Consider the following 26,369-nt stretch of genomic DNA (forward strand, 5'->3'; position numbering starts at 1 on the left):
TGCTTCCTGGCAAAAATGGAAATGCCCCGTATCAATCGATACGGGGCATTTTTTATGGCCGTACACAAATCTAATGTGGGAGCGGGCTTGCTCGCGAAGAGGGCTTAACATTCAATAGCGATATTGACTGGAAGTCCGCTTTCGCGAGCAAACCCGCTCCCACAGGATTTCGGTATTCCTCCTATACCTCACAAGGACCTGCATGTCGTTCATCCACACCAACATCATCCACATCCTCGCCGCGCTCTGGTTTGTTATCTGCTGGGGTGGCTACACCCGTTATGCGACATGGAAAGGCCGCGACACCGCGTGCCTGGCCAGCGTGTTGCACCTGTATCGCGAAGACTGGATGCGCCGCATGCTGTTGCGCGACAACCGCATTGCCGATGCCAGCGTGATCGGTAACCTGGAGCGCAATGCCTCGTTCTTCGCTTCCAGCACGCTGATTATCCTGGCCGGTATTCTCACGGTATTGGGTGCGTCCGACAGAGCTGTGTCGTTGCTGGCGGATATTCCGATGGTGCAACAGGCTTCCCAAGGGATGTCGGAGATCAAGTTGTTGTGCCTGGCGCTGGTGTTTGTCTATGCGTTCTTTACCTTTAGCTGGTGCATGCGTCAGTACAACTTTGCGGCGATTCTCGTGGGCTCGGCGCCGATGATCGGCGAGCGCCATGTGTCCGAGCAAGAGCGTAAAGCCTTTGCTTCTCGAGCCGCCCGTGTCATCTCCATGGCGGCCAACCAGTTCAACTTCGGGCTGCGTTCCTATTACTTTGGCATGACCATGCTGGCGTGGTTCGTCAGCCCCTGGCTGTTCATGTTGATGAGCGCCGGCGTCGTGCTGGTGTTGTATCGCCGCGAGTTTCACTCCGACGTTCTTGATGTGATGGTCTATACCCCTACGGAGGCGCCATTGCCTGAAGCAAACAAGGAGGCTGCTTGATGAGTATTCCGTTCTGGTGTGTGTTTATCAGCGCATTGTTGATTTTCGTGGCAAAGATCCCGGTGGCCAAAGCCATGAACGAGCAGGGTGGTTACAACAATCACCTGCCGCGCCAACAGCAGGCACAACTTACAGGCTTCGGTGCCCGTGCATTGGCAGCCCATCAGAACAGTTTCGAGGCGTTCATGATCTTTGCGGTGGGGGTGTTGATGGCGCACACCACGCAGACGGCGGGATGGCTGATCGATGCGCTGGCAATCCTCTTTGTGATCGCGCGCATCATATATCTGTTGTGCTATTGGGCGGACTTGGCCTGGCAGCGCAGCCTGGTGTGGTTCGTCGGCTTAGTGTGTTCGTTGTTGCTGATGATTAGTCCGACTTTTAGGACGATTTTGATCTAATACTGCATTGCAAACAAAAGCCGCAGACAAAAGAAAACCCGCACTTGGCGGGTTTTCTTTTAGCACTAAAAACGCTTTTAGTTTTTAGGTGCTTCTGGCGCGGCTTCTTTTGTCGCTGCTGCGTTAGATTCGGCCTGAGCTTTGGCAGCTTCGGCGTTTTCTTTTGCTGCCTCGTTCACTTTATCCTGAGCTTCACCCATTTTTTCCTGAGCTTGCTCGGCATGTTTGGTGGCATCTTGAGCTTTGTCCTCGGATTTTTTATCGCAGGCAGCGAGACCGAGGGAAGCGGTCAACATCAAGGCAATAGCTAAAGTCTTACGCATGGGGTGTTTCTCCTGATGGAAAGTATCTACTGGCCTTTCGAGCACAGCCGACAGCTTTAAGTTCCTCAATTCGTTCAGATATATAAGTTTGTTTTGCTGCGGAACTTTTACCCACTAGCCTGCTACTTTGCCCGGACACTAAGAAGAGTTTTATCAAATGGCCGAAAACCCCGTTTTTGAGCGTGCGACGCGATTCCTGTCGGCATTGCGGCATTGTCAGGTACTCGGCATGCGCGTTCACAGCGCCAGCAGCGAAGGATTGACGGTGATTCTGCCGTACAGCCCGCAGATCGTCGGCAATCCGCAAACCGGGGTGATTCATGGCGGAGCGTTGACCTCGCTGATGGACACCGCCTGCGGCATGGCTACCCTTTGCGTGCTGCCTGAGTTCGAAGTCTGTCCGACGCTCGACTTGCGGATCGACTACATGCACGCCGCCGAGCCGCACAAGGACGTGTACGGCTTCGCCCAATGCTACCGAGTGACCACCGACGTGATCTTTGCGCGCGGTTTTGCCTATCAGGACGACCCCGAGCAGCCTATCGCCCATGTGGTGGGCACCTTTATGCGCATGGGCAAGGGCATTAAAGGCACTAAAGGTTTTGGCGGCGCCATTGCTGGAGGTGCGAAATGACCGACACGTTCAAGGAGCAACTTCAACAGGCCCATGCGCAGGGGGACTACGCCTCTCTGCTGCACCTGATTCCTTACGCCAGACTGATCGGCGTCGAATGTTCGCGTGTCGGGGATGAACTGCTGTTTCGTCTACCGGCCAACAAAGACAACATTGGTAATCCTTTATTGCCAGCGATTCACGGCGGGGTGATTGCCGGGTTCATGGAGCTCTCGGCAGCACTGCACCTGCTGATCTTCACCGGCTCGCCCGGCGTGCCGAAGATTATCGACTTTTCCCTCGACTACCTGCGCGCGGGGCAGTTTCGCGATACCTGGGCCAGATGCCTGGTGTGCCGACAGGGGCGGCGGGTGGCAAACGTGGCGATTACCGCCTGGCAAAGCACTGAGGCCGAGCCCATTGCCACGGCCCGCGCTCACTTCAAAATCGAAGAGCCCTTGAAATCCTGATCTCAGCCCCCAACTCTGAGGACAACCCGCCGTCGACCTTCAAGGTCGCGGCTTATGCCATCTGATTGGAGTTTGATGACCATGAGTGTGGAAACTCAAAAGGAAACCCTGGGCTTCCAGACCGAGGTGAAGCAACTGCTGCACCTCATGATCCATTCGCTGTATTCCAACAAGGAAATTTTCCTTCGCGAATTGATCTCGAACGCCTCTGACGCTGTCGACAAATTACGTTTTGAAGCGCTGGCCAAGCCTGACTTGCTGGAAGGCGGCGCTGAACTGAAAATCCGTGTGAGCTTCGACAAAGACGCTAAAACCGTCACCCTCGAAGACAACGGCATCGGCATGAGCCGTGACGACGCGGTCACCCATCTGGGTACCATCGCCAAGTCCGGCACTGCCGATTTCATGAAACACCTGTCTGGCGATCAGAAAAAAGACTCGCACCTGATCGGTCAATTCGGTGTCGGTTTTTACTCGGCCTTCATCGTTGCCGATAAAGTTGACGTATTCAGTCGCCGTGCCGGCCTCGCTGCCAGCGAAGGCGTGCACTGGTCGTCCAAAGGCGAAGGCGAATTCGAAATCGCCACCGTCGAGAAGGCTGACCGCGGTACGCGCATTGTCCTGCACCTGAAGTCCGCTGAAGACGAATTCGCCGATGGCTGGCGTCTGCGCAACATCATCAAGAAGTACTCCGACCACATCGCTTTGCCAATCGAGCTGCCGAAAGAAGTGGCCGCTACCGAAGGCGAAGAGCAGCCGGCCGCCGAGTGGGAAACCGTCAACCGCGCCAGCGCCCTGTGGACTCGTCCTCGCACTGAAGTGAAAGACGAGGAATACCAGGAGTTCTACAAACACGTCGCTCACGATTTCGAGAACCCGCTGAGCTGGAGCCACAACAAGGTCGAAGGCAAGCTCGAGTACACCTCGCTGCTTTATGTGCCGACCCGTGCGCCATTCGATCTGTACCAGCGTGAAGCGCCGAAAGGCCTGAAGCTTTACGTGCAGCGTGTGTTCGTCATGGATCAGGCCGAGTCGTTCCTGCCACTGTACCTGCGCTTTATTAAAGGCGTGGTCGACTCCAACGACCTGTCGCTGAACGTGTCGCGGGAAATCCTGCAGAAAGACCCGATCATCGATTCCATGAAGTCGGCGCTGACCAAGCGCGTTCTGGACATGCTGGAAAAACTGGCGAAGAACGAGCCTGAGCAATACAAAGGCTTTTGGAAGAACTTCGGTCAGGTCATGAAAGAAGGCCCGGCAGAAGACTTCGCCAACAAAGAGAAAATTGCTGGTCTGCTGCGTTTCGCGTCCACTCAGGGCGACGACGGCGAGCAGGTTGTAGGTCTGGCCGACTACCTGGCCCGCGCCAAGGAAGGTCAGGACAAGATCTACTACCTGACTGGCGAAACCTATGCGCAAGTCAAAAACAGCCCGCACCTGGAAGTCTTCCGCAAGAAAGGCATCGAAGTGCTGCTGCTGACCGACCGCATCGACGAGTGGCTGATGAGCTACCTCAACGACTTCGACGGCAAGAGCTTTGTCGACGTGGCACGCGGTGACCTGGACCTCGGTAATCTGGATTCGGAAGAAGACAAGAAAGCCGCAGAAGAAGTCGCCAAGTCCAAAGAAGGCCTGGTTGAGCGTCTGAAGACGGCATTGGGCGACTCCGTTGCTGAAGTGCGGGTCTCCCATCGTCTGACCGATTCCCCGGCGATTCTGGCCATCGGCGAGCAGGACCTGGGCCTGCAAATGCGTCAGATCCTGGAAGCCAGCGGTCAGAAGGTTCCGGATTCGAAGCCGATCTTCGAATTCAACCCGGCTCACCCGCTGATCGAGAAACTCGACAACGAGCAGAGCGACGAGCGCTTCGGCGACCTGTCGCACATTCTGTTCGATCAGGCGGCCCTGGCGGCCGGCGACAGCTTGAAAGACCCGGCCGCTTATGTGCGCCGTCTGAACAAGCTGCTGGTTGAACTGTCGGTTTAACCGCGTTGTAAAAAAACCCGCTTCGGCGGGTTTTTTGATCGTTCCCACGCTCTGCGTGGGAATGCCTCTAGGGACGCTCCGCGTCCAGTGACGCGGAGCGTCACGGGCTGCAACCACGCAGAGCGTGGGAACGATCAGCCGATCAATTACAGGGGCGTTGGCGGGCTTCGGTGTTTCGGCAATTCGATCCGCTCACTTTCCCCCGGCACTGTCGGCCAGTCCCCGGCCGCCCAGCGCCGACGTGCTTCATCGATTAATGCCGGATCACTGGCCACGAAATTCCAGTTGATCCGCCGTGGTCCATCCAGCGGCGCGCCGCCAAACAGCACGGCATGACAGTCGCTCTCGGCGAACAGTGTCATCTCTTCCCCGGCCGGCAACACCACCAGCGAGTGCGGTTCCAGCGGTTCGCCATCCAGTTGCGCTTCTCCGCTCAGCACATACAGTGCCCGTTCTTCATGCTCGGTGGGAATCAGCAATGTGGTCGCCGTTTGCAGGTTCAATTCGGCATACAGCGTAGGAGAAAGCACCGGGACCGGCGATTCGAGGCAAAAGCCTGAGCCCGCGATCATCCGTATCTTCACGCCAAGGTTATCGCTGACTGGCAGCGTGGCAGCCGGGTGGTGACTGTAATGTCCCGGACCGTGTTCACGATCCTTGGGCGAAGCCAGCCAGATCTGTAAGCCGTGCATCGTAAAGCCGCTGTCTTTCAATGGTTCGGGTGTGCGTTCGACGTGGGCGATTGCGCTACCCGCCGTCATCCAGCTGACATCGCCGGCATTCACCACCTGATCGGAACCGAGGCTGTCCTTGTGCTGGATTTGCCCTTCGAACAGGTAGGTGAGGGTGGACAGGCCGATGTGTGGATGCTGACGGATGTTCATGCCTTTGCCCGCCGGATAACGGGTTTCGAGCATGTGGTCGAAAAACACGAAAGGCCCGACGTTGCGGCATTTGGCTGACGGCAACGGGCGAAGAATCGGCTGGCCTTCGACATCTTCGGCGCGAGGGCGGATCACGAGTGGCGTGTTCATGGTGCATTCCAGGCTGAGCGGGTGACGCAGGGAGCATAACCCGCTTGCGCAGCCCTTGCCGCTATTGGCTGAACGCACCTTCGGACAGATGGGTTTCGATGCTGACTTCAGAGGTGGTCATCAGCTTGTGTACCGGGCAGCGGTCGGCCACGCGGTGCAACTCGTCACGCTGGGCGTCGGTGAGCACACCCTTGAGTGTGAGTTCGACGTGCAGGGCGTATTTGCCTTTCTGCTCTTCACTGTTGTCGCGCTTGACCTCAACCTCGACGCCCGTCAGCGGGATGTTCTTTTTCCTGGCGTACATTTTCAGCGTCAGGGCCTTGCAGGCACCGAGGGCTGCATCGAAGTAGTCGTGGGGTTCAGGCGCGGAGCCTTCGCCGCCAGAGGTTTTCGGCACATCGGCAAAGAGTTCGTGGTCATCGATCTGGACGCTGTGACGAAAACCTTCGGCGGAGACGGTATTGACGGTAACAGTCATAAGAAACCTCGCAGACAGTGGGAAAAGTCATTCGATCAAAAAAGACCCTGAAGTTATAGAGCATCCTTTCAAATTCGCGTTCCACTTTCTTGGCGGGGGATCCTGCCTCGTGCTGTCGCGAAGTGACCACAACATCTGTGGCGAGGGGGCTTGCCCCCGTTGGGTTGCGAAGCGACCCCGGGATTTAAAAGTTAAACCGCATGCAACGGGTTTACGACTGCTTCGCAGCCGAACGGGGGCAAGCCCCCTCGCCACAGGATTGTGTTTGGACCCAAGGTTGTCATCGTCCTGTCACCCCCGCGTCATACCCTCGCGCTCATCTCAATCAAGGAGCGCACCATGCACCTCACCCGTTTAACCGCCCTGGCCACAATGATGTTCGTCAGTGGGCTGGCCAGTGCCGAAGTCCGCGTCGAAGGCCCAGTGGAATACGGCGTGTTCGCTGGCCCGAAAGCCGAACTGCAATCGGGCGAGCGAGTTTTGCGCCGCAGCAATGAACAGATCCAGCAAACCGAAATCGTCCCCGCCAAACTCGGCACCAAGTTCGGTATGCGTTACCAGTTGGCCGGCAAGGTCGCCGAAGACCAGCCGCTGACGTTGCTCTATTTCACGCCGGGCATTCGTACTCCGGATGGCGTGCGTCACGACAAACTGGAAGTGACTCAAAAACTGGTACCCGGTGCTCCGCAGGATGTGATGGCGTACGAGTTCACCGAAAGCCATGAAGTCGTTCCCGGTGAATGGCGTTTCATGGTGTTCCAGGGGGACCGTCTGCTGGCCCAGCAACGCTTTACCGTGCGCTGATCGCTCTCTCGCCCAACCAAATGCCAGACGAAAAAAAGCCCCGCGTTTGCGGGGCTTTCATGTCGTTGCGGATCAGCTGCCTTTGACCGGCTTGCCGTTGACCGTACCGTCGAGGAGCATGATGTTGTACTCCTTGCCGTCGGTTTCGACCTGTTGCAAACGGACCAGCAGGTAATCCCAGTCCTTGGCGAACCACAGCACGGTGATGCGCTTGCTTTGTGTCGGGTCGCGCACGCGCTCGACCTTGATTGCATCGATCTGGCCAGCCTTGGTGTCGACTTTCTCCGAACCCAGCACGCGGAAGTCATAGGTATCGACTTCGCCGTCATCGACGACCTGATAGCTCATGCTTTTCTTGCCGGCGGCCACGTCATGCTGCAGCGCCAGTTGATAGGTGGACTTGTCGACCATGCCGCGGTTGAGTGGAAGCTTGACCGCGTCACCACGATCGGTGCCGGTGACCATTTTGTTGGTCCAGTCGAAGTCCAGATCAGCCTTCTTGGCTTTGCCCAGGCCACCACGTTCAAAATGGTAGGACTGCGGCAGCAGCGTGTCCTTGTCCAGGGTCAGGGTGCTTTCTTCGGTCAGGCTGGCGATCATCATCGACGCCTTGAAGCTGAGTTTCCAGACGCCGTTGGCTCCCTTGGTCAGGCTGCGTTCGGCGGTGCCGCTCATGGGCAGCTGCTTCCAGTCGGCGGTGTAGCTGGCGGAGAAAGGTTGAAGGTCTGCGGCCTGCGCAAACGGCAGGGCGAGCAGAGCGCAAGCGAAGAGCAGGGCGCGACGCATAAAATCTCCTAGGTTCGAATCAAGTGGCCGCTGGCCGCGAGTAACTGTCCGTCCAGTAAAGCACCTTGATCACCAAGTGATAAACGACCTTCGGCAAACCAGCGTACGGCCATCGGGTAGATCAGGTGTTCCTGGGTATGGACTCGCTGCGCCAGACTCTGCGGCGAATCGTGCAACTCTACCGGTATTACTGCCTGTACGACCAGTGGTCCGCCATCGAGTTCCTCGGTGACGAAGTGCACGGAACAGCCGTGTTCAGTGTCGCCGGCCTCCAGCGCGCGCTGATGGGTGTGTAACCCTTTGTATTTGGGCAGCAGCGAGGGATGGATATTGAGCAGGCGACCCTGATAGTGGCGCACGAAGCCAGCGCTGAGAATGCGCATGAAGCCGGCCAGTACCACGAGTTTGGGGTTGAAGGCGTCGATCAGTTCAATCAGCGCGGCATCGAAGGCCTCGCGACCTTCGAAAGCCTTGTGATCCAGGGTGCGGGTGTCGATACCCGCGTCCCTGGCGCGTTGCAGGCCGTAGGCGTCGGCGCGGTTGGAGATCACCGCAGCGATGCGGGCCGGGCTGTCGCCGGTCCGCGTGCTGTCGATCAAGGCCTGCAAGTTACTGCCGGTGCCGGACAACAGCACCACCACATCACAGGTCTGGGACATCAATGAGCCTTGAGGTTCTTCAGTTCAACCTGGGCCGCGCCTTCGGCAGCGGTGGCGATCTGGCCGATGACCCAAGGCTGCTCGCCGGCTTCACGCAGCACATTCAGCGCGGTTTCAACGTGCTCTTGCGCAACGCAGATAACCATGCCGACGCCGCAGTTCAGCACGCGGTGCATTTCGTTTTCGTCGACGTTGCCTTTCTCTTGCAGCCAGTCGAACACGGCAGGGCGAGTCCAGCTTGCAACGTCAACCACCGCTTGTGCGCCTTTTGGCAGAACGCGCGGGATGTTGTCCAGCAGGCCACCACCGGTGATGTGGGCCATGGCTTTGACGGCGCCGGTTTCTTTGATCAGCTTGAGCAGCGGCTTCACGTAGATGCGGGTCGGGGCCATCAGCAGGTCGGTCAGCGGTTTGCCGTCGAGCTGGATGTTTTCGATGTCTGCACCGGACACTTCGATGATCTTGCGGATCAGCGAGTAGCCGTTGGAGTGCGGGCCGGAAGACGGCAGGGCGAGCAGGGCATCGCCGGCAGCGACTTTGGAACCGTCGATGATTTCGGACTTTTCCACGACACCGACGCAGAAGCCGGCCAGGTCGTAATCTTCGCCTTCGTACATGCCAGGCATTTCAGCGGTTTCGCCGCCGACCAGGGAGCAGCCGGACAGTTCACAGCCAGCGCCGATGCCGGTCACGACCTGGGTCGCGGTTTCGACGTTCAGTTTGCCGGTGGCGTAGTAGTCGAGGAAGAACAGCGGCTCGGCGCCGCAGACCACCAGGTCGTTCACGCACATGGCAACCAGGTCGATGCCGATGCTGTCATGCTTGTTCAGATTCAGCGCCAGGCGCAGCTTGGTGCCGACGCCGTCAGTGCCCGAGACCAGTACCGGTTGCTTGTAACCGGCCGGGATTTCGCAGAGGGCGCCGAAACCGCCCAGGCCGCCCATGACTTCCGGGCGCGCAGTGCGCTTGGCGACGCTCTTGATGCGTTCGACCAATGCTTCACCGGCGTCGATGTCTACACCGGCGTCCTTGTAGCTCAGGGAGGGTTGCTTGCTCATGATCCAGGCCTTTAGGGGGGATTCAGGGGTAACGACCGAGTCCAGTGGGACCGCCGAAACAGACGAAGGCGAGTGCCATCCGCTAATTTCAGGGTGCCCGGCTGTTGCCGGTCTGCGAAGGCGCGCGATTTTATCAGGCTTGAGGGGCAGCGGCCATCCTCGTGCCGACGGGCAGGGGCATATCGCGTTAAAAAAACCGATATTGTCCGTGTTGGTGGTGTCCCGGATGGCTGTATAAGGTATCGACATTAACCGTCTATCGTTATGACAGTGCGAAAACTTACCGGGATCGGGTGAATGTTTTGCTTGAACGTGTGGTCAACAGACCCTTGGTTCAATCATCTTCACGCGGTCTGTTCCAGCCGCTCTTGTCGTCAGGAATCTTTTTATGCGTTTTCTTAAATTCTTGTTCGTGGGCTGTTTAACCATGGCCAGCCTGACCGGTCATGCCGAAACCGTCAAAGGCCTCTATCAAGTGCGCGAGCCCGTCAGCAGCCAGACACCGGAGGAGCGCGATCAGGCGACTCAGCGGGCGCTGGATACGTTGGTGTTGCGCCTGACTGGCGACCCAAAGGCGGCGCAGAGCCCGGGGCTGGCGGCCGTGCGCAAAGACCCTCAGCAGATCATCAGTCAGTTCGGTTATGAGGCCGGGCCACCGCAAGTGCTGAAAGTCGATTTCGACCCGGCCACCACCGAACAGGCCTTGCGGCGTGCCGGGTTGGCCGTGTGGGGTGCCAATCGGCCGTCGGTCCTCGGCTGGTGGTTGAACGATTCCACTGAAGGTTCGAGCCTGGTCGGCGATGGCCAGGCCAGTGCCACGCCACTGCTTCGAGCGGCGCAACATCGTGGTCTGCCGCTGCGTTTGCCGCTGGCGGACCTGAACGAGCAGATCGTCGCCACTGCGCCGAATCTGGAAAGTGCAGACCCGGCACCGTTGCGTGGCGCATCCGACCGTTACAATGCCGACGCTTTGCTCGCCGTGCATGCCCGTGAAGAGGGTGGCCAATGGCAAGCCAAGTGGCGTTTATGGTTGGGCGATCAGAAAGAAGCCGGTAGCGTGCAGGGCGCCGATACCGCTGCGCTGGCCGATGCGGTGATGCTGGCGGTCAGCCAACGCCTGGCGCCGCGTTTTGCCGCCAAGCCGGGTGCATCGAGCGAGCAATTGCTGGAAGTGCAGGGGATGAGCCTGGAGCGTTATGCCACGCTCGGGCGTTTGCTGGAGCCTTTTGGCGCACGTCTGCAGAGTGTCGACGGCGACCGCGTGCTTTATCGGGTCAACGGCAGCCCCGATCAACTGCGGGCGCAGTTGTCTTTGGCCAGGTTGCAGGAAATTCCGGCCGGTGAGGCGCCGGCTCCGACGGCGCCTGTTCAGCCCGTGGTTGTTGGCTCGACACCGGCCGTAGCGCCAGCCCCGGCACCGACACCACAGTTACGTTTTCGCTGGTAGTTTTTCTTTATATAGAAGCAGGAGTGGTACATGGCCGATACACGGCGTTGGTTCTGGCTCGGTGGGGTGGTCCTGCTTTGCGCGTTTGTTTACCTGTTGCACCCGATCCTGACGCCTTTTTTGGTGGCGCTGTTGCTGGCTTATCTGTTCGACCCGCTGGTGGATCGGCTGGAGAAGTACGGCCTGTCGCGGACCTGGGGTGTGGTGGCGGTGTTCGCGTTGTTCACATTGATTGTCACTGCGTTGCTGTTGGTGCTGGTGCCGATGCTCGCCAAGCAGCTTTTCCGCTTGTATGAACTGGCGCCGCAAATGCTCGACTGGTTGCAGCACACCGCCGTGCCGTGGGCGCAATCGAAGATGGGGTTGTCGGACGGCTTCTGGAAATTCGACAAGCTCAAGGCGGCGTTCAGCGAGCACATGGGCCAGACCACCGATGTGGTCGGCGTGGTGCTGAGTCAGGCGACGGCTTCAGGTCTTGCACTGATTGGCTTGCTGGCCAATCTGGTGCTGATTCCGGTGGTGAGTTTTTATCTGCTGCGCGACTGGGATCTGATGATGGCCAAGATCCGCAGCCTGCTGCCGCGTGATCGTGAAGAGCGCGTGATGTCTTTGGCGGGAGAATGCCATGAAGTGCTTGGGGCCTTCGTGCGCGGGCAGTTGCTGGTGATGCTGGCGTTGGGCGTGATCTATGCCGCAGGCTTGATGATCGTCGGGCTGGAACTGGGGCTGTTGATTGGTCTGATTGCCGGTCTGGCGGCGATCGTGCCGTACATGGGGTTCGTCATCGGAATTGGTGCGGCATTGATTGCCGGCCTGTTCCAGTTCGGTGGTGATTTGTATCCCATGATCGGTATTGTCGCGGTGTTCATGGTCGGCCAGGCGCTGGAAGGCATGGTCCTGACGCCGTTGCTGGTGGGTGACCGGATCGGCCTGCACCCGGTGGCAGTGATCTTCGCGATCCTGGCCGGCGGCGAGCTGTTTGGTTTTACCGGTGTGTTGCTGGCGTTGCCGGTGGCGGCGGTGATCATGGTTCTGGTGCGTCACGTACACGATTTGTATAAGGATTCGGATATCTATGGTGGTATCGACGAATCCGCACCGTAAGGGTTTGATCGCTCATGGCGGGCAGCCTGGTTTCGTGCCAGGTTTGCCCGTATCCCTCGTGCGGCTGTTACATACGCCGCCAAAGAAACTGTCATAAAACAGAAGACCCGGCGCGGCGGGAAAACTAATTGGGGACGCCCCCTAACGCAAACCTTTGATTTTGCTTGTGGTCTGTCGCATTGTGCGGTCAGCCTCACGGGTATAAACTTCGCAAACTTTACACAGAGGCCACTAACGGTTCCTTTGGAACTGTTCAGTCAGCATGAAACCGATTCAGCTGCCCCTAGGTGTGCGTCTGCGTGATGACGCTACCTTTATCAATTACTACCCAGGCGCCAATGCCGCTGCACTCGGCTATGTCGAGCGGCTCTGCGAAGCCGACGCCGGCTGGACGGAAAGCCTGATTTACCTCTGGGGCAAGGACGGGGTAGGGCGCACGCATTTGTTGCAGGCGGCGTGTCTGCGCTTCGAACAACTGGGGGAGCCGGCGGTGTACCTGCCGTTGGCCGAGTTGCTGGACCGTGGCATTGAAATCCTCGATAACCTTGAACAATACGAACTGGTCTGCCTGGACGATCTGCAGGCGGTCGCCGGCAAGGCGGATTGGGAAGAGGCGCTGTTCCATCTATTCAATCGCTTGCGTGACAGCGGCCGGCGTCTGCTGATCGCCGCCTCGACGTCTCCGCGTGAACTGCCGGTGAAGCTGGCAGACCTCAAGTCGCGGCTGACGCTGGCACTCATCTTCCAGATGCGTCCACTCTCTGATGAAGACAAATTGCGTGCCTTGCAGTTGCGCGCATCCCGTCGTGGCCTGCATCTGACCGACGAAGTCGGGCATTTTATCTTGACCCGCGGTACCCGCAGCATGAGTGCGCTTTTCGAGCTGCTTGAACGTCTCGATCAGGCCTCCCTTCAAGCCCAGCGCAAGCTGACAATCCCGTTCTTGAAAGAAACCCTGGGTTGGTAAAAAAACCTGATCAAACTCAGGTTTTACACGGGTTTCGGCATATTCCAGGCGTCAACAAATCCGCTTTCCTGCAAGAGGGCAGGCTGCGCAAAGGTTCAAAATGGGCTTAAGCGCTTAGATGTAAACGAGAAACCGAAAAGTCACATACAGATCGATTGAATTTGCAAATGAGGTCGATAGCGGGCATAGTCGCGGCTTCTTTAGAAACTATCAGCCACGGTCGTGCCCATGCTAAATCGCTTCGCACCCCTCGTGCCTCTCGCACTCGTCACCCTGTTGTTCGGTTGCGCTGCCCACTCTCCAGTGTCCCAGCAAGAGCCAAAACAGCAGGTTTCAAATTCAGTTACCGCGCAGTCTTCTTCCGTTCTTTTCCAGGAAGAACTAGTCACCGATAAAGAACTGGCAGACTTCGCCGGCGGCAAGTCGTACCAGCTTCCGGTTCTCGCCGACAGCATCCTCGAGCGTGGCATGTCCCTGATCGGTACCCGTTACCGTTTCGGCGGCACCTCCGAGGCCGGCTTCGACTGCAGCGGCTTCATCGGTTATCTGTTTCGTGAAGAGGCCGGCATGAACCTGCCGCGCTCCACCCGCGAAATGATCAACGTTGACGCGCCTCTGGTTGCTCGCAGCGCCCTCAAGCCGGGTGACCTGCTGTTCTTCGCCACCAATGGCCGTCGCGGTCGTGTCAGTCACGCCGGGATCTACCTGGGTGACAACCAGTTCATCCACTCCAGCAGCCGCAAAAGCGGTGGTGTCCGGATTGATAGCCTGGGCGACAGCTACTGGAGCAAAACCTTCATCGAAGCCAAGCGCGCACTCGCGATGGCGCCGACTGCGGCCCCGGCTATCGTCACGGCACGCAAGTAAGCGGACAGTTTGTAAGGCGAACTTAAAGTCTTACTTGAAGTTTGCCGCGTAGCCGCTAGAATCCTGATCTATTATTGATGGCAAACCGCCTGCGTTCTGCGCAGGCGGTTTTCTTTTCTGCCTTTTCGGTGGAAAAAGCCGCAGCCAGATCAGGATGTTCTGTTTATGACGATGTCGGCCCGCCTCGCACTCATATTCTTCGCAGCGCTGCTCAGCGCCTGCGCCAGCCGCACACCGCCACCTGCGCCGGTGGTTCGTGCTCCCATTGTTTTCGGTCCTTCCCAAGCCTTTTCCCCTGCGGCAGAAGACGTGCTGTTTCGCGCGCTGGGCCTGGTGGGAACACCTTATCGCTGGGGCGGCAACACGCCGGATTCCGGATTCGATTGCAGCGGTCTGATCGGTTACGTTTATCGCGATGTCGCCGGCATTTCCTTGCCGCGCTCCACCCGCGAGATGATCGGCATGCAAGCCCCCAGTGTCGGCAAGGAAGGCCTGCAAACCGGCGACCTGATTTTTTTCGCCACCAATGGCGGCTCCCAGGTCAGCCACGCCGGTATCTACGTCGGCGAAGGCCGCTTCGTCCACGCGCCAGCCACGGGCGGCACGGTCAAGCTGGACAGCTTGTCCAAGGCTTACTGGCAGAAAGCGTACCTGAGCGCCAAGCGCGTCTTGCAACCCGAGCACTTGGCACATAATCCCTAGTGGAGGTTGTCCGCTCGCTTGAAGGATGATTCGCGTGTGGATCTGTGGCTGTTACCGCCGGGCGATAGGTTGACGTTCTGTCGTAAACGCTGATCCCTGTGGGAGCGAGCCTGCTCGCGATAGCGGTGCGTCAGGCAACATCGTTGTTGAATGTGCTGACCCCATCGCGAGCAGGCTCGCTCCCACAGGTGATATGGGTTGCAGTTATTGAGCTGCGGACACACGCCACACCTTGTTCCCCACATCATCCGCCACCAGCAAGCCTCCTTGCTGATCGATCACAACACCCACCGGCCGGCCCATGGCTTTTTCGTCGTCAGTGAGGAAGCCGGTGAGCACATCCATCGGCTGCCCGGTCGGTTTGCCGGCGTTGAACGGCACGAAAATCACTTTATAGCCGCTGTGCGGCTTGCGATTCCACGAGCCATGCTGGCCGATGAATGCGCCTTGAGTAAACGGCGCGGGAAGTTTGCTACCTTCGGCAAACGTCAGGCCCAGTGACGCGGTATGCGGCCCCACCGCGTAGTCCGGTGCAATCGCCTTGGCCACCAGATCGGGTTTTTGCGGTTCGACGCGAATGTCGACGTGTTGGCCGTAATAGCTGTAAGGCCAGCCGTAGAACCCGCCGTCCTTCACGGACGTGATGTAGTCCGGCACGAGGTCGCTGCCGATTTCGTCGCGCTCGTTGACGGCGGTCCACAGTGCGCCGCTCTGCGGTTCCCAGGCCAGGCCGTTTGGATTGCGAATCCCCGAGGCGAAGATCCTATGGTTGCCGGTGGCGCGATCCACTTCCCAGATTGCCGCGCGACCTTCCTCCTGATCCATGCCGTTTTCACCGACGTTGCTGTTTGAACCCACGGTGACGTACAGCTTGCTGCCATCCTTGCTGGCGATGACATTTTTGGTCCAGTGGTGGTTCAGCGTGCCGCCCGGCAGATCGACCACCTTGATCGGCTGCGACTTGATCGCCGTCTCGCCGTTTTCGTAGTGGAAACGCAGCAGGCGATCAGTGTCGGCGACGTACAGGTCATTACCGACCAGGGTCATGCCGAAGGGCGAGTTGAGGTTTTCCAGGAATACCGTGCGGGTTTCGGCAACGCCATCGTGGTCGTTGTCCCGCAGCAGGGTGATGCGGTTCGGGCTGGGGACGCCGGCACCGGCGCGGCCCATGACTTTGCCCATGACCCAGCCGCGAATGCCTTGGCCATCATCGGGTTTAGGCGGTGCGTTGGTTTCGGCCACCAGCACATCGCCGTTGGGCAACACATAGAGCCAGCGCGGATGATCGAGGCCTTCGGCAAACGCCGCCACTTGAGTCCCGGTCGCGGCGACAGGTTTCTTACCTTCAGGCCAGCCGATCGCCGGGGCGATGTTCACCGTCGGGATCAGGGTTTTATTCGGTTCTGGCAGTTTGGGCGACGGGCCTGTGCCATCCGAGACTTGCAGGCTGGAGGTTTCACCACAGGCAGCGAGCCCTCCGGCGAGCGCGATGATGAAAACGAGCTGGGGTTTGCGCATTACTGATCTTCCCTATGAATGCATTGACGTAATCATAGAGAAGCGTAGACGTTCGATGGTTCAACCGGTCAGCCGCGGGCTTCCTTGAGCAGAACAGCGATGCCTGGATGGTAGTTGCCGGCTTCATTGCGCAACTTGCGGTAGGCGTAAGGGAAATACCAGGCCACGGCGCAGGTATGTTCCTTTTGCAGGTCGTCGACCATGTCCTGGAGTTCTTCCGGGGTGGCGCTGTGCTGGGCTTTTTGTGGCGCGACAAACAGACAGCCAAGTTTCAGATCGCTGGCGTAGCTGATTCGCTTCGCGTCACTGGTGATGTCCGCCAGTGCCTGAGTCAGGTTCAGGCTATTGACCCGTGGCCAGCGCTGGGTGGCCTGGAGATACGCGCGCTCTTCGCTGCTGGCGATAAACAGATCGGCGCGGGCGTTGCGTTCGCCTTCTTCGATCTGTTTGCGGGTCGACGTCTGTGCCAGCGTGACCATTTCTGCCATCCAGGCAGCGGCGCAGAGCAGGCCGAGGTTGGTTTTTTCGTCGTACCAGTAAGGTGTATCGTTATCGCCGCGCACGGCGTTGTAGCGGTCGATACAGTCAAACCAGCGTTCCAGCACCGGGCGCAGGAATTCCAGCTTCGGATTGCTGATGATCATGCCTTGCATGGGGCTCACCCTTGTTATTGTGTTGTCAGGTTGTGGCTCTTTGATATCACTGCTGGCAGTGTGGCACAAGATTGGCGTCAGTTAATTGATCGACGGCAGTTATTCGCTCAGCGGTGTCCCGGCTTTAATTGACGCTCCACCCCCAACCCTCTAACCTTCGCGGCTTGTTTCAGGTGCTCTGTGACCTTGGTCGACAGAGTGAAACAGGGAAGCCGGTGAGTGAATTTCTTCCAGCGAAGAATGATCACGATCCCGGCGCTGCCCCCGCAACGGTAAATGAGTGAAAACTGCGCCTTGAGCCACTGTGTTGATGTCAACATGGGAAGGCGCGCAGTCAGGCGCAAGCTGCTCATGAGCCCGGAGACCGGCCTGATTCATCCAACGGCATCACGGTGGGCGATGCCAGGCTTCTTGCCGTCTATTCTTGTGCCTGCCCGCCGTTATCCAGCCTCAACGGAGAGCTCCCCCATGACTGATACTCCCGATCGTGACGAACGCCATCTGGCGCGCATGCTGCGCAAAAAAGCGGTGATCGACGAACGCATCGCCAACTCCCCGAATGAATGCGGTTTGCTGCTGGTGCTTTCCGGCAACGGCAAAGGCAAAAGCAGCTCGGCGTTCGGCATGCTTGCGCGGGCCATGGGCCACGGCATGCAGTGCGGCGTGGTGCAGTTCATCAAGGGGCGCACCAGCACCGGCGAGGAGCTGTTCTTCCGACGCTTCCCGGAGCAAGTGCGTTTTCATGTGATGGGCGAAGGCTTTACCTGGGAAACCCAGGATCGCCAACGTGACATCGCCGCCGCCGAAGCCGCCTGGGCAGTGTCCCGCGAATTGCTGCGTGATCCGGCCATTGGTCTGGTGGTGCTCGATGAGTTGAACATCGCCCTCAAGCACGGCTACCTCGATCTCGATCAGGTGCTCAGCGACTTGCAGGCCCGTCCACCGATGCAGCACGTGGTGGTCACCGGTCGTGGCGCCAAACCGGAGATGATCGAGCTGGCCGACACCGTCACTGAAATGGGCATGATCAAGCACGCCTTCCAGGCCGGAATCAAAGCGCAAAAAGGCGTCGAGCTGTGAACTGCACATTATGAATAGCCATCGTCAATGCCCGGCGGTACTGATCGCCGCGCCGGCCTCCGGTCAGGGCAAGACCACCGTCACCGCCGCGCTCGCCCGTTTGCATCGCAATCAGGGGCGCAAGGTTCGTGTGTTCAAATGCGGCCCGGACTTTCTCGACCCGATGATTCTCGAGCGCGCCAGCGGCGCACCGGTTTATCAACTCGACATGTGGATGGTCGGCGAGCAAGAAAGTCGACGGCTATTGTGGGAAGCCGCTGGCGAAGCCGACCTGATCCTCATCGAAGGCGTCATGGGGCTGTTCGACGGTACGCCGTCCAGTGCCGACCTGGCGCGGCACTTCGGTGTGCCGGTGCTCGGCGTGATCGACGGCACCGCGATGGCGCAGACGTTTGGCGCGCTGGCCCTGGGCCTTGCGCGTTATCAGCCGGATTTGCCGTTTGCCGGTGTGCTGGCCAATCGGGTCGGCACCGTGCGCCATGCGCAATTGCTGGAAGGCAGCCTGACTGAAGGCTTGCGCTGGTACGGAGCGTTGTCCCGGGAGACCGGGATCGAATTGCCGAGTCGGCATCTCGGCCTGGTTCAGGCCAGTGAATTGAATGATCTCGACCTGCGTCTCGATGCGGCGGCCGACTCCTTGGCCAGCAGTTGCGATGTGGCGCTGCCGCCAGCCGTGGAATTCGCCGCGCCTGAAATGATCGCAGCCGAACCGTTGCTGGCCGGTGTGCGGATTGCCGTGGCCCGGGATGAAGCTTTCGCGTTTACCTACGGCGCGAGCCTGGATCTGCTGCGGGCCATGGGCGCCGAATTGACTTTCTTTTCGCCGATCCGCGACAGCGAATTACCTGAGGCAGACAGCCTCTATCTGCCGGGCGGTTACCCTGAATTGCACCATGTAGCGTTGTCGCAAAACACGCCGATGCTGACCGCGATCCGCGCTCACCACGCGGCGGGCAAACCGTTGCTGGCCGAGTGTGGCGGCATGCTGTATCTGCTGGATTCCTTGACCGATGTCGAGGGCACTCGCGCTGAACTGGTTGGCTTGCTGGCCGGTGAGGCGGTGATGCAGAAGCGTCTTGCCGCGTTGGCCTTGCAGGCGGTCGAATTGCCGGAAGGTTTGCTGCGTGGGCACACGTATCACCACTCGCTGACCAGCACCGGACTTGAGCCGATTGCTCGAGGGTTGAGCCCCAATGGCGGGCGAGGGGCGGAGGCGGTTTATCGTGAGGGGCGGATGACGGCCTCTTATGTACATTTTTATTTTCCGTCCAATCCATCGGCGATTGCAGCGCTGTTTGTGCCTGACCTTGAGGCCGCCTTCGCGAGCAAGCCCGCTCCCACAGGGGCATGCAATTCAAATGTGGGAGCGGGCTTGCTCGCGAAGAGGCCATGACCGACAACACATTTTCCGAAGCCGAACGCGCAGCCGTCTACCGAGCCATCGCCGAACGCCGCGACATGCGGCACTTCAGCGGCGGTACGGTTGAACCCGAGTTACTGAGACGTCTGCTCGAAGCCGCGCACCAAGCGCCGAGTGTCGGCCTGATGCAGCCCTGGCGTTTCATCCGCATCAGCGATCGGGCACTGCGCGGCAAGATTCAACAGCTGGTGGAAGAAGAGCGCATCCGCACTGCCGAAGCCCTCGGCGAGCGCTCCGACGAATTCATGAAGCTCAAGGTCGAAGGCATCAACGACTGCGCCGAGGTGCTGGTCGCCGCGCTGATGGACGATCGTGATCGGCACATTTTCGGCCGTCGTACGCTGCCGGAAATGGACATGGCCTCGCTGTCCTGCGCCATCCAGAACCTTTGGCTTGCGTCCCGCGCCGAAGGCCTGGGCATGGGCTGGGTGTCATTGTTCGAGCCACAAGCGCTGGCGGACTTGCTGGGTTTACCGACCGGGGCCAAGCCTTTGGCCGTTCTTTGTCTGGGACCGGTCAAGGAGTTCTACCCGGCGCCGATGTTGGTACTCGAAGGCTGGGCGCAGGCGCGTCCACTCAGCGAATTGCTGTATGAAAATTATTGGGGAGTGAGTCAATGAGTGTGGCGTTGTTGAGTGTCGCCGCGGTCGCGCTGGATGCGCTGCTGGGTGAGCCCAAACGCTGGCATCCGCTGGTGGCGTTCGGTCGTTTTGCCGATCGCATCGAGCAACGTTTCAACTCCGGTGGCCGCGGCTGGCGCAGTCATGGCGTTACGGCCTGGGTGATGGCGGTCGTGCCGCTGACCTTGTTGGCCACCGCACTTTCCTGGGCGCCTTACGTTGGCTGGATCGTCGAGATTCTCGTGCTCTATTGCGCCCTCGGCATGCGCAGTCTCGGCGAGCATGTCGAGCCGGTGGCCAAGGCCTTGCGCAGCGATGATCTGGTCGAGGCGCGCAAACGCGTCGGCTATCTGGTCAGCCGTCAGACCAGCGAACTGGATGAAACCGAAGTTGCCCGCGCCGCCACCGAGTCGGTGCTGGAGAACGGCAGCGATGCAGTGTTCGCCGCGCTGTTCTGGTTTGCCGTGGCGGGTGCGCCCGGCGTGGTGCTCTATCGCCTGAGCAACACCCTCGATGCGATGTGGGGTTATCGCAACGATCGCTTTGAACGTTTCGGTTGGGCGGCGGCGAAAATCGATGATGTACTCAATTACATTCCTGCACGCTTGGTGGCGTTGACCTACGCGCTGCTGGGCAAAACCCGATTGGCATTGAAGTGCTGGCGTACCCAGGGCCCGACCTGGGACAGCCCGAATGCCGGGCCGGTGATGGCGGCCGGTGCTGGCGCGCTGGGTGTCGAGTTGGGCGGGGCAGCGATTTATCACGGTGAACTGCATCAGCGTCCGCAATTGGGCGAAGGCGTGCCGGCGGATGCCGACTCCATCGACCGTGGCTGGCAATTGGTCCAGCGCGGGGTATGGTTATGGCTGCTGATTCTCTGCGTGGGGGCTGAATTCTATGCTTGAACACGGTGGCCGCTTGCGCAAGGCGGCGCTTGAATACGGCATTGCCGAAGCCGATTGGCTCGACCTGTCCAGTGGCCTGGCGCCTTGGCCATTCCCGGTTCCGGACATCCCGCTGCGGGCCTGGGCGCGGTTGCCGGAAACCGATGACGGTCTGGAGCAGGCTGCCTGCGACTATTACGGTGCGGCTCAGGTGTTGCCGGTGGCCGGCTCGCAAATGGCGATCCAGTTGTTGCCGCGTTTGCGTCGGGCTGGCAAGGTCGGCGTGCTGTCGCCGTGTTACGCCGAACACGCCCAAGCCTGGCGTCGCAACGGGTACATCGTGCGTGAAGTGCTGGAGTCGGAAGTCGATTTCTTTCTCGACAGCCTCGATGTGCTGGTGGTGGTCAACCCGAACAATCCCACAGGGTTGAGCCTGACGCCGGCTCGTCTGCTGGACTGGCATTCTCGGCTGGCCCAGCGCGGTGGCTGGCTGGTGGTGGACGAGGCGTTCATGGACAACACCCCGCATTTGAGTCTGGCGCCGTTTGCCAATCAGATCGGTTTGATCGTGCTGCGCTCCTTTGGCAAATTCTTCGGCCTGGCCGGTGTGCGACTGGGGTTTGTGCTGGCCGAGCGCAAGTTGCTCAAACTGCTGGCCGAACAGGTCGGACCTTGGGCGGTCAGCGGTCCGACCCGAGTGCTGGGCCAGGCGTGCCTGACGGATACGGACGGGCACACTCGACAGCGCATTCGTACTGACGAGGCCGGCGAGCGTCTGGCGTTGCTGCTTGAACAGTACGGTTTCAAACCTCAGGGTGGCTGCGCATTGTTCCAATGGCTGATCGCCGAGTGCGCCGAAGCGCTTCACGAGTTCATGGCCCGGCGCGGCATTCTGTTGCGGTTGTTCGCCCACAACAGCAGCGTGCGGTTTGGCTTGCCCGCCGATGAAGCGGATTGGCTGCGTCTCGAGCAAGCGCTTGAAGCCTACGTTAAGGAAGCGCAATGACTACATTGAAGGTGCAGGGCGCGACTTTGATGGTGCAGGGCACGACATCGGACGCCGGTAAAAGCACGCTGGTGACGGCGCTGTGTCGCTGGGTGACGCGTCAAGGCGTGAGCGTCGTGCCGTTCAAACCGCAGAACATGGCCCTCAACAGCGCGGTGACCGCCGACGGTGGCGAGATTGGCCGCGCTCAAGCGGTGCAGGCCCAGGCCGCCAACCTTGAACCGCACACCGACATGAATCCGGTGCTGCTCAAGCCCAATAGCGATACTGGTGCCCAAGTGATCATTCATGGTCGCGCGGTCACGACGATGAACGCGGTCGCCTACCACGACTACAAAGCCATCGCCATGCAAGCGGTACTGGCTTCTCATGAACGCTTGAGCGCGGCGTATCCGGTGGTGATGGTCGAAGGGGCCGGTTCGCCGGCAGAGATCAACCTGCGCGCCGGCGACATCGCCAACATGGGGTTTGCCGAGGCGGTGGATTGCCCGGTCGTGCTGATTGCCGACATCAATCGCGGTGGAGTTTTCGCGCATTTGGTCGGTACGCTGGAGCTGCTGTCGCCCAGCGAACAGGCACGGGTCAAAGGCTTCATCATCAACCGGTTTCGCGGCGACATCGCCTTGCTGCAACCAGGCCTCGATTGGCTGGAGGCGCGCACTGGCAAACCGGTGATCGGCGTTTTGCCTTATGTGATGGACCTGCATCTTGAGGCCGAGGATGGTCTCGATCAGCGGCAGACCGACAAGGCCGATCAGGTACTCAACGTGGTGGTGCCGGTACTGCCGCGCATCAGCAACCACACCGATTTCGATCCGCTGCGCCTGCATCCGCAAGTGGACCTGCAATTCATCGGTCCCGGCCAGGCGATTCCGCCGGCCGATCTGATCATTCTTCCTGGCTCGAAAAGCGTGCGCAGTGACCTCGCGTACCTGCGGGCCAACGGTTGGGACACAGCTATCTCGCGGCACTTGCGCTATGGCGGAAAAGTGCTGGGGATCTGCGGCGGTCTGCAAATGCTCGGCGAGCAGGTGCACGACCCGCTGGGCCTTGAAGGCGCGCCGGGTTCCAGTGACGGTTTGGGCTTGCTGGCGTTCGAAACGCAGCTCGAAGAAGAGAAGCAGTTGCGCAATGTGCGTGGATGTCTGGTGTTGGAAAATGCGCAGGTCAGCGGCTATGAAATTCATGCCGGCGTGACCACCGGGCCGGCGCTGGAAAACGCTGCGGTGCAGCTCGACGATGGTCGCTGCGATGGCGCGCAAAGTGTCGATGGGCAGATTTTCGGCACGTATCTGCATGGGCTGTTCGAGTCACCGGCGGCGTGCAGTGCGTTGTTGCGCTGGGCCGGTTTGCAGGATGTGCAGGAGGTCGATTACTACGCCTTGCGCGAGCGCGATATCGAGCGATTGGCGGATTTGGTGGAGAAGCATTTGGATACTTCGTTGCTGCGTGAGCTCTGTGGGATTTAGGGTGAATTCGAGACCGCCATCGCGAGCAGGCTCGCTCCCACATTGGAATGCGGTCAACTGTGGGAGCGAGCCTGCTCGCGATGACTTAAGTCGCCACGCCGCCAATTAATAGGTAGATGAACATGCTGCAACTGATCCTCGGCGGCGCTCGATCCGGCAAAAGTCGCTTGGCTGAAAAGCTGGCGATAGACAGTCAGCTCCACGTCACCTACATCGCCACCAGCCAACCCCTGGACGGTGAGATGAACGAACGAGTGGCCCATCACCGCGCCCGTCGTCCGGCCGAATGGGCATTGATCGAAGAACCGCTGGAACTGGCCCGTGTACTGCGCGAAAACGCCAGTGCCGATCGTTGCTTGCTGGTGGATTGCCTGACGCTGTGGCTGACCAATCTGCTGATGCTAGACGATGCAGAGCGCTTGTCGGCCGAACGCGAAGCCCTGCTGGACTGCCTGGCGTCATTGCCGGGTGAAATCATTTTTGTCAGCAACGAGACCGGGATGGGTGTCGTGCCGTTGGGCGAATTGACTCGCCGCTATGTCGATGAAGCCGGTTGGCTGCATCAAGCCTTGGCCGAGCGCTGTCAGCGAGTCGTCCTGACCGTCGCCGGCCTGCCCCTGACTTTGAAAGGAACTGCGTTATGACTCACGCCTGGTGGCTGAACCCGTGCAAGCCCATCGACGCGCAAGCGGTCGAACAGGCGCAGGCGCGTCAACAGCAACTGACCAAACCCGCGGGCTCACTCGGCCGGCTCGAATCGGTGGCGGTGCAACTGGCCGGGTTGCAGGGGCAGGTCAAGCCGACACTCGATCAGCTGTGGATTGCGATTTTTGCCGGTGACCATGGTGTGGTTGCTGAAGGCGTGTCGGCGTTTCCGCAGGAAGTCACCGGGCAGATGCTGCACAACTTTGTCAGCGGCGGCGCGGCGATCAGCGTGTTGGCGCGGCAGTTGGGGGCTTCCCTGGAAGTGGTCGACCTCGGCACCGTGACGCCGTCGTTGAACCTGCCGGGTGTGCGTCACCTGAACATCGGCCCGGGCACGGCGAATTTCGTTCAGGGGCCGGCGATGACTCAGGCCCAGGGTGAGCTCGCCTTGCAGGCCGGCCGCGACAGTGTGCAGCGCGCCATCGCAGCCGGCGCGCAGTTGTTCATCGGTGGCGAAATGGGCATCGGCAACACCACTGCGGCCAGCGCGTTGGCCTGTGCGTTGCTCGATTGCCCGGTGGTGCATCTGGCTGGCCCGGGCACCGGATTGAACGCGGCGGGTGTCAGCCATAAAGCCCAAGTCATTGAACGTGCCTTGGCGTTGCATGGCGCTCAGCGTAGCGATGCGCTGCAAACTTTGTTCAACCTCGGCGGTTTCGAAATCGCTGCGCTGGTCGGCGCGTACCTGGCCTGTGCTCAGGAAGGTGTCGCGGTGTTGGTCGACGGGTTTATTTGCAGTGTCGCTGCGTTGGTGGCGGTGCGTTTGAATCCGGCCTGCCGTGAGTGGTTGCTGTTCGGTCATCGCGGCGCCGAGCCAGGCCATCGCCATGTGCTCGAAACCCTGAACGCCGAACCGTTGCTGGACCTTGGCCTGCGACTGGGCGAGGGCAGTGGTGCGGCGTTGGCCGTGCCATTGTTGCGTCTGGCCTGCGACCTGCACGGGCAGATGGCGACGTTCGCCGAAGCCGCAGTGGCGGATCGCCCGGCATGACCTTGCGCCTGGACCTGTTGCGCCATGGCGAAACCGAACTCGGCGGCGGTTTACGCGGCAGCCTCGACGATGCGCTGACCGGTAAGGGTTGGGCGCAGATGCGCGCCGCGGTGATCGAGCAGGGGGCCTGGGATCGACTGGTCAGTTCGCCATTGCAGCGTTGCGCACGCTTTGCGGACGAGCTTGGGGCGCAACTGGGTTTGCCGGTGCAACTGGATAAGGATCTGCAAGAGCTGCACTTCGGCGCCTGGGAAGGGCAGAGCGCGGCGGCGCTGATGGAGACCAGCGCCGAGGCGTTGGGCTTGTTCTGGGCCGATCCTTATTCGTTCACGCCGCCAGACGGTGAGCCGGTTGCGGACTTTTCAACGCGGGTGTTGGCGGCCATCGAACGGCTGCACGCGGCCCATGCGGGTGAGCGGATCTTGCTGATCAGCCATGGCGGCGTCATGCGTTTGTTGCTGGCTCAAGCGCGCGGATTACCGCGTGAGCAGTTGCTCAACGTTGAAGTAGGCCATGGCGCGTTGTTTTCGTTGTCGGTCGAACCCGGCGTCTTGTTAAGGGAAGCGATCTGACCATGTTGCCGTTCTGGATCGCCCTGCAATTTTTGAGCAGCCTGCCGATTCGTTTGCCGGGTATGCCGACGCCCGAGGAATTGGGCCGGTCGCTGCTGTTTTACCCGCTGGTCGGTTTGCTGTTCGGCGCCATTCTGTGGGGGCTGAACTGGCTATTGCTGGGCGCGCCATTATTGCTTCACGCCGCACTGCTGCTGAGTGTTTGGGTCGTGCTCAGCGGGGCATTGCACCTGGATGGCCTGGCCGATAGCGCCGATGCGTGGCTTGGGGGTTACGGCGACCGTGAACGCACCCTGACCATCATGAAAGACCCGCGTAGCGGGCCGATCGCCGTGGTGACGCTGGTGCTGGTGTTGCTGCTCAAGTTCGCCGCGTTGCTGGCGTTGATCGAGCAGCAGCACAGCGTGGTCCTGATCATCGTTCCATTGATTAGCCGTAGCGCGTTGCTGGGGTTATTCCTCACCACGTCTTACGTGCGTCCCGGTGGGTTGGGGCAGGCGCTGGCCGATCATCTGCCGCGTTTGGCCGGTCAGCAGGTGTTGGCGATCAGTGCGGTGGCCTGTGTGCTGATCGCAGGCCTCGGCGGTGTATGGGCGCTTGCACTGGCGGCAGCGGTGTTTGTCTGGTTGCGGCAAGTGATGGTGCGACGATTGGGCGGGACGACGGGCGATACGGCGGGGGCGTTGCTGGAATTGCTGGAGGTGGCGGTACTGGTGGGGCTTGCATTGCTGTTGTAGGACCGAGGCTTGCACGCACCGCTCGCCCCTACGGGTAATATGTATCAAAAAATTTGCTTTCATTTAACCGCGGGT

Annotated in this window: 29 protein-coding genes and 1 riboswitch; of the genes, 21 read left to right on the forward strand and 8 right to left on the reverse strand. The window is 59.9% G+C overall.

Features of this window, described 5'->3' with window-relative positions:
- Positions 1–202 precede the first annotated feature (202 nt).
- On the forward strand, positions 203–940 hold the full coding sequence (locus tag ACZ9IM_RS02760) for a DUF599 domain-containing protein (protein ID WP_427628176.1): 738 nt from the start codon (positions 203–205) through the stop codon (positions 938–940).
- Positions 940–1,341, forward strand: coding sequence for an MAPEG family protein (locus ACZ9IM_RS02765; protein WP_427628177.1), 402 nt, complete (start codon positions 940–942; stop codon positions 1,339–1,341). The genes ACZ9IM_RS02760 and ACZ9IM_RS02765 overlap by 1 nt, the downstream gene beginning before the upstream one ends.
- 77 nt (positions 1,342–1,418) lie before the next feature.
- Here the strand turns inward: ACZ9IM_RS02765 and ACZ9IM_RS02770 are convergent, their stop codons facing one another.
- A complete protein-coding gene (locus tag ACZ9IM_RS02770; RefSeq protein ID WP_427628179.1) occupies positions 1,419–1,664 on the reverse strand; it encodes a hypothetical protein in 246 nt (81 codons plus the stop codon).
- Positions 1,665–1,821: 157 nt separating this feature from the next.
- Between ACZ9IM_RS02770 and ACZ9IM_RS02775 the strand changes: the two genes are divergently transcribed.
- The 3 genes from ACZ9IM_RS02775 (at position 1,822) to htpG (ending at position 4,733) form a co-directional block, all read left to right on the forward strand.
- On the forward strand, positions 1,822–2,298 hold the full coding sequence (locus ACZ9IM_RS02775; RefSeq protein ID WP_007898969.1) for a PaaI family thioesterase: 477 nt from the start codon (positions 1,822–1,824) through the stop codon (positions 2,296–2,298).
- Complete coding sequence (locus ACZ9IM_RS02780; RefSeq protein ID WP_427628181.1) at positions 2,295–2,747, forward strand: PaaI family thioesterase; 453 nt, start codon at positions 2,295–2,297, stop codon at positions 2,745–2,747. The genes ACZ9IM_RS02775 and ACZ9IM_RS02780 overlap by 4 nt, the downstream gene beginning before the upstream one ends.
- Positions 2,748–2,828: 81 nt before the next feature.
- Positions 2,829–4,733 carry a molecular chaperone HtpG gene (htpG, locus tag ACZ9IM_RS02785; RefSeq protein ID WP_007898964.1) on the forward strand — a complete coding sequence of 635 codons (1,905 nt, stop codon included), beginning with the start codon at positions 2,829–2,831 and terminating at the stop codon, positions 4,731–4,733.
- A gap of 146 nt (positions 4,734–4,879) precedes the next feature.
- Here htpG and ACZ9IM_RS02790 read toward each other — a convergent pair whose 3' ends face one another.
- On the reverse strand, positions 4,880–5,767 hold the full coding sequence (locus ACZ9IM_RS02790) for a pirin family protein (RefSeq protein ID WP_427628183.1): 888 nt from the start codon (positions 5,765–5,767) through the stop codon (positions 4,880–4,882).
- 61 nt (positions 5,768–5,828) lie between these two features.
- Positions 5,829–6,245, reverse strand: coding sequence for an OsmC family protein (locus tag ACZ9IM_RS02795; protein ID WP_476223307.1), 417 nt, complete (start codon positions 6,243–6,245; stop codon positions 5,829–5,831).
- Between the two features lie 339 nt (positions 6,246–6,584).
- Between ACZ9IM_RS02795 and ACZ9IM_RS02800 the strand changes: the two genes are divergently transcribed.
- A complete protein-coding gene (locus ACZ9IM_RS02800) occupies positions 6,585–7,049 on the forward strand; it encodes a DUF3859 domain-containing protein (protein ID WP_476223308.1) in 465 nt (154 codons plus the stop codon).
- A gap of 72 nt (positions 7,050–7,121) precedes the next feature.
- On the opposite strand, the gene ACZ9IM_RS02805 is transcribed toward ACZ9IM_RS02800, so the two are convergent.
- From ACZ9IM_RS02805 to purM, 3 genes are read right to left on the reverse strand one after another with little or no spacing between them, the layout of a single operon-like run.
- Positions 7,122–7,835 carry a DUF3108 domain-containing protein gene (locus ACZ9IM_RS02805; protein WP_038979701.1) on the reverse strand — a complete coding sequence of 238 codons (714 nt, stop codon included), beginning with the start codon at positions 7,833–7,835 and terminating at the stop codon, positions 7,122–7,124.
- An 8-nt stretch (positions 7,836–7,843) separates the two neighbouring features.
- Positions 7,844–8,494, reverse strand: a complete 651-nt coding sequence (gene purN, locus ACZ9IM_RS02810; protein ID WP_476223309.1) for a phosphoribosylglycinamide formyltransferase — start codon at positions 8,492–8,494, stop codon at positions 7,844–7,846.
- Entirely contained in the window at positions 8,494–9,552 is a 1,059-nt protein-coding gene (gene purM, locus ACZ9IM_RS02815) for a phosphoribosylformylglycinamidine cyclo-ligase (RefSeq protein WP_008013877.1), read from the reverse strand. The genes purN and purM overlap by 1 nt, the downstream gene beginning before the upstream one ends.
- Before the next feature lie 388 nt (positions 9,553–9,940).
- Between purM and ACZ9IM_RS02820 the strand changes: the two genes are divergently transcribed.
- From ACZ9IM_RS02820 to ACZ9IM_RS02840, 5 genes are all read left to right on the forward strand, one after another.
- Entirely contained in the window at positions 9,941–10,999 is a 1,059-nt protein-coding gene (locus ACZ9IM_RS02820; protein WP_476223310.1) for a DUF2066 domain-containing protein, read from the forward strand.
- Between the two features lie 30 nt (positions 11,000–11,029).
- Positions 11,030–12,103, forward strand: coding sequence for an AI-2E family transporter (locus ACZ9IM_RS02825; protein WP_476223311.1), 1,074 nt, complete (start codon positions 11,030–11,032; stop codon positions 12,101–12,103).
- Between the two features lie 262 nt (positions 12,104–12,365).
- Entirely contained in the window at positions 12,366–13,070 is a 705-nt protein-coding gene (gene hda, locus ACZ9IM_RS02830) for a DnaA regulatory inactivator Hda (RefSeq protein ID WP_007898944.1), read from the forward strand.
- A 228-nt stretch (positions 13,071–13,298) separates the two neighbouring features.
- A complete protein-coding gene (locus ACZ9IM_RS02835; RefSeq protein ID WP_123496155.1) occupies positions 13,299–13,937 on the forward strand; it encodes a C40 family peptidase in 639 nt (212 codons plus the stop codon).
- Positions 13,938–14,102: 165 nt separating this feature from the next.
- Positions 14,103–14,639 (forward strand): C40 family peptidase, encoded by a 537-nt coding sequence (locus tag ACZ9IM_RS02840; RefSeq protein ID WP_429425376.1) that lies wholly within the window; start codon positions 14,103–14,105, stop codon positions 14,637–14,639.
- A gap of 204 nt (positions 14,640–14,843) precedes the next feature.
- On the opposite strand, the gene ACZ9IM_RS02845 is transcribed toward ACZ9IM_RS02840, so the two are convergent.
- A complete protein-coding gene (locus ACZ9IM_RS02845) occupies positions 14,844–16,157 on the reverse strand; it encodes a PQQ-dependent sugar dehydrogenase (protein ID WP_476223312.1) in 1,314 nt (437 codons plus the stop codon).
- A 68-nt stretch (positions 16,158–16,225) separates the two neighbouring features.
- Entirely contained in the window at positions 16,226–16,810 is a 585-nt protein-coding gene (locus ACZ9IM_RS02850) for a hypothetical protein (RefSeq protein ID WP_476223313.1), read from the reverse strand.
- Positions 16,811–16,964: 154 nt separating this feature from the next.
- Positions 16,965–17,197: riboswitch (cobalamin riboswitch) on the forward strand.
- An 81-nt stretch (positions 17,198–17,278) separates the two neighbouring features.
- On the opposite strand from ACZ9IM_RS02850, the gene cobO reads away from it, so the two are divergent.
- The 10 genes from cobO (at position 17,279) to ACZ9IM_RS02900 (ending at position 26,294) form a co-directional block, all read left to right on the forward strand.
- Positions 17,279–17,890 carry a cob(I)yrinic acid a,c-diamide adenosyltransferase gene (gene cobO / locus ACZ9IM_RS02855; protein WP_476223314.1) on the forward strand — a complete coding sequence of 204 codons (612 nt, stop codon included), beginning with the start codon at positions 17,279–17,281 and terminating at the stop codon, positions 17,888–17,890.
- Between the two features lie 10 nt (positions 17,891–17,900).
- Positions 17,901–19,283 (forward strand): cobyrinate a,c-diamide synthase, encoded by a 1,383-nt coding sequence (locus tag ACZ9IM_RS02860; RefSeq protein WP_476223315.1) that lies wholly within the window; start codon positions 17,901–17,903, stop codon positions 19,281–19,283.
- The gene (bluB, locus tag ACZ9IM_RS02865; RefSeq protein ID WP_476223316.1) at positions 19,280–19,930 is read left to right on the forward strand and encodes a 5,6-dimethylbenzimidazole synthase; all 651 of its coding nucleotides are present in this window, start codon (positions 19,280–19,282) and stop codon (positions 19,928–19,930) included. The genes ACZ9IM_RS02860 and bluB overlap by 4 nt, the downstream gene beginning before the upstream one ends.
- Positions 19,927–20,835: an adenosylcobinamide-phosphate synthase CbiB gene (cbiB, locus tag ACZ9IM_RS02870; RefSeq protein WP_476223317.1), complete on the forward strand. Its 909-nt coding sequence runs from the start codon at positions 19,927–19,929 to the stop codon at positions 20,833–20,835. The genes bluB and cbiB overlap by 4 nt, the downstream gene beginning before the upstream one ends.
- Positions 20,828–21,820 (forward strand): threonine-phosphate decarboxylase CobD, encoded by a 993-nt coding sequence (gene cobD, locus ACZ9IM_RS02875; RefSeq protein WP_476223318.1) that lies wholly within the window; start codon positions 20,828–20,830, stop codon positions 21,818–21,820. The genes cbiB and cobD overlap by 8 nt, the downstream gene beginning before the upstream one ends.
- Entirely contained in the window at positions 21,817–23,289 is a 1,473-nt protein-coding gene (locus tag ACZ9IM_RS02880) for a cobyric acid synthase (protein ID WP_476223319.1), read from the forward strand. The genes cobD and ACZ9IM_RS02880 overlap by 4 nt, the downstream gene beginning before the upstream one ends.
- Before the next feature lie 122 nt (positions 23,290–23,411).
- Positions 23,412–23,933, forward strand: a complete 522-nt coding sequence (gene cobU / locus ACZ9IM_RS02885; RefSeq protein ID WP_476223320.1) for a bifunctional adenosylcobinamide kinase/adenosylcobinamide-phosphate guanylyltransferase — start codon at positions 23,412–23,414, stop codon at positions 23,931–23,933.
- Positions 23,930–24,985 carry a nicotinate-nucleotide--dimethylbenzimidazole phosphoribosyltransferase gene (cobT, locus tag ACZ9IM_RS02890; protein WP_063342960.1) on the forward strand — a complete coding sequence of 352 codons (1,056 nt, stop codon included), beginning with the start codon at positions 23,930–23,932 and terminating at the stop codon, positions 24,983–24,985. Before cobU ends, cobT begins: the two co-directional genes overlap by 4 nt.
- A complete protein-coding gene (gene cobC, locus ACZ9IM_RS02895) occupies positions 24,982–25,557 on the forward strand; it encodes an alpha-ribazole phosphatase family protein (RefSeq protein ID WP_476223321.1) in 576 nt (191 codons plus the stop codon). The genes cobT and cobC overlap by 4 nt, the downstream gene beginning before the upstream one ends.
- A gap of 2 nt (positions 25,558–25,559) precedes the next feature.
- Complete coding sequence (locus tag ACZ9IM_RS02900; RefSeq protein ID WP_476223322.1) at positions 25,560–26,294, forward strand: adenosylcobinamide-GDP ribazoletransferase; 735 nt, start codon at positions 25,560–25,562, stop codon at positions 26,292–26,294.
- Positions 26,295–26,369: the final 75 nt, after the last annotated feature.

This window comes from Pseudomonas sp. TE12508, assembly GCF_056279485.1.